3 protein-coding genes are annotated in these 4337 nt (G+C 31.6%); all 3 read left to right on the top strand.

All coding sequences use genetic code 11. The annotated features are described in order from the left end of the window. Window positions 1-264: 264 nt before the first annotated feature. The gene (gene licT, locus RR430_RS08990) at window positions 265-1122 is read left to right on the top strand and encodes a BglG family transcription antiterminator LicT (protein ID WP_332508979.1); all 858 of its coding nucleotides are present in this window, start codon (window positions 265-267) and stop codon (window positions 1120-1122) included. 76 nt (window positions 1123-1198) lie between these two features. Next, window positions 1199-3049, top strand: a complete 1851-nt coding sequence (locus RR430_RS08985) for a beta-glucoside-specific PTS transporter subunit IIABC (RefSeq protein ID WP_332508977.1) — start codon at window positions 1199-1201, stop codon at window positions 3047-3049. Continuing rightward, on the top strand, window positions 3049-4337 hold a 1289-nt coding region (locus RR430_RS08980; RefSeq protein ID WP_332508975.1), incomplete at its 3' end, for a glycoside hydrolase family 1 protein. The genes RR430_RS08985 and RR430_RS08980, both read left to right, overlap by 1 nt.

Raw genomic sequence — 4337 nt, 5'->3', positions numbered from 1 at the left:
ATCTTAAATTGAAATTTGAAATACTTACTAGATAGTTATCATCAGAAGATGTAATAGATTTGCCTAAGACAATAAATGAAGAATGACTAAATAAAACAAAGTCTCTTTAAAAAACAAATTAAATAAGTATTGACAAAAGCGGTTACATTGGTTAATATAAACTCGTATTTAGGGTTGTAACTTTTACAAGGCAAGGCCTAAACTATGTTCGTTTTTTTGGGGCGTAGTTTAGGTTTTTTATTTAAACAAAGGGGAGGTGAGTGTTTGAAAGTTAAAAAAGTATTTAATAATAATATCATTTTAGCTGAAGATGCAAAATTGTTAGAGGTTATTTTGATGGGGAAAGGTATTGGATATTCGGTAAATCCAGGAGACATCCCAAGCGAAGAAAAGATTGAAAAAGTATTTCGCATTGATTCGGAGGAATTACAGAATAGATTTGTTAAACTAGTAAATGATATACCGATAAATCATATCGAGTTAACAAAGAAAATTATCGAGTTTGCTGAATCAGAATTAAATACTAAATTTGATGACACTATCTTCATTGCACTCGCGGATCACATTAATTTTGCAATTAAAAGAGCAAGAGAAAATGATGAACTTAAAAATGCCTTGTTATGGGAGATAAAAAAATTCTACAAAAAAGAATTTGATGTTGCCTTAAAATCATTAAAACTTGTTGAGTATTATGAAGATATCCGGATGTCTGAAGACGAAGCAAGTTTTATAGCGATGCATTTTGTTAATGGACAACAAAATGGTGAGGGTGTACAAAGTACAGTAGTTGCTACAAATATTATTCAAGATATCCTAAATATCATAAGATTTCACTTTAAAATAGAACTAGATGAAGAATCACTTAATTATAGTCGATTCATTACTCACGTTAGATTTTTCTTACAAAGAGTAAATAAAACTAATGATAATGAAGATGATTTCTTATTTGAACAAATTAAATTTAAATATCCAGATACATTCAAATGTGTATTGAAAGTAAAAACATACTTAGATAACAAGTTAAACATAAATATTTCGAATGAAGAGATGTTATATTTTATGTTACATGTTAGGCGCTTAACAGATAGAGAGAATAAATCGAAAAAGATTGTAACCAAATAGGGCAAGGCTTAAGAGATTAAATAAACACATCGTGTTTTTTTGATAATCTTAAGCTTTTATTTTGAAGGAGAAAAATATGAAATATGAAAAGACCGTAAAAGAGATACTTAAAAATATTGGTGGAGAAGTTAATATTGAATCAGCTACACATTGCATGACAAGACTTCGTTTTGTTTTAAAAGATGAAAGTAAAGCAAATGTAGAAGAGACAAAAAAAATCGATGGTGTTGTAGGCTGTGTTAACAAAGGAGGACAATTTCAAGTTGTAATTGGTACTCATGTTAATGAAGTATTCGATGAATTAATGAGTATTACACATATTACAACACAAGGAGAAAGTAAAACAAAAGCGAATAAAAATATCATATCAGCGATATTTGATACGATGGCAAGTATTGTTATGCCTATGATTGGGCCATTAGCAGGGGCGGGTATGATAAAAGCAATATTATCTATACTTGTGCAGTTCAATTTTATTGAAAATACAACACAAACGTATCAATTATTCTATATGGTAGCAGATTGTGTCTTCTACTATATGCCATTCTTCATTGCGTTTTCATCAGGTAAGAAGTTCAAATGTAATCCATATTTGTCATTAATATTTGCAGCTATGTTGGTTCATCCAACTTATATGGATTTTAAGACACTAGGTGAACCGTTAAGCATTTTAGGATTACCAGTTACTTTGGCAACATATACTTCTAGTATTGTACCAATTATATTGATTGTTTATTTCCAATCAATTTTAGAAAAATTTATTACAAAGTTTACACCAAAAGCAATTAAAACATTCTTTGTTCCAATGGTAGTTATTTTGATTACAGTACCAGTTGGATTCGTTGTTTTAGGACCTTTAGGATCGATCTTTGGGGAGTATTTGGCAAAAGTATTTACCTTCCTTGAATCAAATGTAGGGTGGTTTGTTCCAATGTTAATTGGTGGATTATGCCCGTTATTAGTCATGACGGGTATGCATTATGCTATCGGAAGTGCACAGTCAATTCAAAGAGCTACAATGGGATATGCAACAATATTGGCACCTGGAATGGTGTGTAGTAATATGGCACAAGCAGCAGCGACGTTTGGTGTAGCACTGAAAACAAAGAATACGGAACTCAAATCACTTGCATCAACAGTTGGAATTACAGCATTATGTGGAATCACTGAACCAACATTATATGGAATTGGGATGAAATTGAAAAAACCATTATATAGTGCAATGCTAGCAGGTGCAATTGGAGGTCTTTATGCAGGTATAACTGGTGTTAAGCAATGGGCTTATGGAACATCAACAATCTTTGCGTTACCTGTTTATATTGGATCAGACAATTCATTTGTTAATATTTGTATTGCTGTAGCAATCTCTATGATATTGGCATTCATATTTTCATTCATTTCTCACAAAGATGAATCAAGTGATATGGTAACTATTAAAGAATCTGAACCAAAAGAAACAATAAGTTTAAATAAAAAAATTGAGATTGTATCACCAATTGTAGGTAACTTGATTCCACTAACAGCAGTAAATGATGATGCATTTAGTTCTGAAGCAGTAGGTAAAGGTTGTGCTATTATTCCGACAGAGGGAATTGTTAAATCACCTGTAGATGGTGTTATTGAAATGTTATTTGAAACAAACCATGCCATCGGAATTAAAACGGATGACAATTTAGAAGTATTAATTCATGTGGGTTTAGATACAGTTAAGTTAGGTGGTAAATACTTCAATGCATTTGTAAAAGTTGGTGATAAAGTAAAGATAGGTGACAAATTAATTTCATTTGAATTAGATAAAATTATTAGTGAAGGATTTGATGTTACAACACCAGTTATAGTGACTAATTCTACTGACTTCTTAGATGTTGTAGAAAATAGTAGTCAATCTGTTACTAATGAATCAAAAATAATCACGGTGATTAAATAATGACATTTAAAGAAAATTTCTTATGGGGTGGAGCTTTAGCGGCGAATCAATGTGAAGGAGCTTATAATTTGGATGGTAAAGGATTGTCACAACAAGATGTAATGCCCAAAGGTGTAAAAGGGCCAGTTACAGAACATCCAACACAAGACAATTTAAAATTAACTGGTACTGATTTCTATCATAGATACAAAGAGGACATTGCATATCTGGCTGAGATGGGGTTTAAAGTTTTTAGATTCTCAATCGCATGGAGTAGAATATTTCCAAATGGAGATGATGAAAAACCAAATATGAAAGGTCTTGAATTCTATGACAACCTTATAAATGAATGTTTGAAGTATAATATTGAACCATTGATTACGTTATCGCATTATGAAATCCCTCTAAAACTTTGCAAGAAATATGATGGATTTAAATCAAGAGAAGTTATAGACTTTTTTGTAAAGTACGCAGAGATTGTAATTAATAGATATCAGGATAGAGTGAAGTATTGGTTAACTTTTAATGAGATCAATGTTACTATTATTTCTCCACTTCTAGGTGCTGGATTTCTTAGTGAAAAAACAAAAATTAGAGAACAGGATAAGTATCAAGCGGCTCATCACCAATTAGTTGCAAGCGCTAAAGTTACAGAAATAGCGAAGAGAATAAATCCAAACATAATGGTTGGTTGCATGGTTGCTTCAGCACCAAGATATCCCATGACTTGTAGTCCAGAAGATATGATGAAAATGATGAAGTCACAACAAGAACTTGATTATTTCATTCATGTCCACTGTAAAGGGGAGTATCCTTACTTTGCTAAAAGATTATGGGAAGAAAACAATGTAGTTTTGCACATTACAAATGATGATATAGAAATTTTGAAAAATACAGTAGACTTCATTTCCTTTAGTTACTATAGCAGTAAAGTTGTAGCTGATGACGAGAGTAAGTACAAACTTGCAAATGGTAACATTATGAGAGGATTAAAAAATCCGTTTGTTGAATATTCAGATTATGATTATCCGATTGATCCAAGTGGACTTCGTTTCGTATTGAATTATTTGTATGATCATTTTGGTAAGCCATTGTTTGTTGCTGAAAACGGAATAGGCTCAAGAGAGGTTTTAGAAGAAATAAATGGTATCAAAACAGTGGATGATGAATATAGAATCAAGTTTCATAAAGAGCACATTGAAGCAATGGAAGAAGCTATAAAAGATGGGGTAGATATACTAGGTTATACATCTTGGGGACCAATAGACTGTGTTAGCGCAGCTTCAGCAGAATTTTCGAAAAGATATGG

It is taken from the genome of Anaerorhabdus sp., assembly GCF_036641015.1.
In the GTDB taxonomy this organism is placed as follows: Bacteria; Bacillota_I; Bacilli_A; order Erysipelotrichales; family Erysipelotrichaceae; genus Anaerorhabdus.
The sequence above is the reverse complement of the archived record's forward strand: the minus strand, read 5'-3'. Positions and strand labels throughout refer to the sequence as shown.

What these genes read in the sequence shown, in the direction of transcription:
- RR430_RS08985 (WP_332508977.1), top strand. Translation starts at nt 1,199, where the DNA reads ATGAAATATGAAAAGACCGTAAAAGAGATACTTAAAAATATTGGTGGA.